The sequence below is a fragment of the Halorubrum sp. SP9 genome (assembly GCF_005435015.1).
Lineage (GTDB): Archaea > Halobacteriota > Halobacteria > Halobacteriales > Haloferacaceae > Halorubrum > Halorubrum sodomense.
On record NZ_SGXU01000343.1, the window covers coordinates 1 to 482 of the forward strand.

Sequence of the window (482 nt, forward strand, 5' to 3'; positions counted from 1 at the left end):
CCGCGGGTCGCGGACCGGAGGTTCCCGAGCCCGTAGTCCACGAGCGCGACGGACACCTCGGCGTCCGTTGGTGATTCGTCCATGGTTCCGGTTCGCGACCGCGGTGGAAGTCAGTTTCCATCCGGGAACTGTTACATAGCGGTATAGAGTCGTGTGTATATATTAACAGCAACACTTTTGAAACGCCAGTAAAAGCATCAAATGGACACCTCATGGCGCAACGACGCAAATTCCTCAAGATCGCGGGTGCGGCAAGTATCGTTGGACTCGCAGGCTGTAGCGGCGGCGGCGACGGCTCCGACGGCGGCGACGGGATGGACGGGTCCGACGGATCCGACGGGTCTGACGGGTCTGACGGCTCCGACGGCGGCGATTCGCAGATGTCGTTCGGCGGCGACGGGAAGGTCGACTTCGGCATCTCGCCGTCGGTCCCGCAGGAGGACCTCGAGGTGCAGTACTCCCCGCTGCTCGACCACGTGGGG

General features: G+C 63.1%; 1 pseudogene. It reads left to right on the top strand.

The annotated features are described in order from the left end of the window. Positions 1–212: 212 nt before the first annotated feature. Positions 213–482 (top strand): annotated as a pseudogene (locus tag EXE45_RS20640) (phosphate/phosphite/phosphonate ABC transporter substrate-binding protein); the annotation flags it as partial.